The sequence below is a fragment of the Halorubrum sp. SP9 genome (assembly GCF_005435015.1).
Taxonomy (GTDB): domain Archaea; phylum Halobacteriota; class Halobacteria; order Halobacteriales; family Haloferacaceae; genus Halorubrum; species Halorubrum sodomense.
In genome coordinates, this window is record NZ_SGXU01000069.1 from 1,510 (window position 1) to 1,854 (window position 345).

Consider the following 345-nt stretch of genomic DNA (forward strand, 5'->3'; position numbering starts at 1 on the left):
CGAAAAAAATGAATATCCAAATATCTCCAAGAAAGATGCTATACCCCAAATGTATCCAGGAGCATACATAGTGAAAATATCTTTATAGAGAACCAAATTCTCGCTTCCTATCCCCCACGCAAGATAGAATTGAAATCCCTCATCAGAGAGTTGAATCCCATATGGAACTGATACTAAAAGCTGAAACAATGTATATAATACAATAAATACTATTGAACCTCTATGGATATAATTGAAGTAAGAATCTTTTTTTGAAGACGCTAAATCGACCATGTCTATATTTTTTTGAATACCTTTTTCACTATTTTAAGAGCGCCCTGATCCCACGCGACACGATGGTCTTTT

Annotated in this window: 1 protein-coding gene; it reads right to left on the bottom strand. The window is 34.5% G+C overall.

Features of this window, described 5'->3' with window-relative positions; translation table 11 throughout:
* On the bottom strand, positions 1–273 hold a 273-nt coding region (locus EXE45_RS20770), incomplete at its 3' end, for a hypothetical protein (RefSeq protein WP_206750479.1).
* Positions 274–345: the final 72 nt, after the last annotated feature.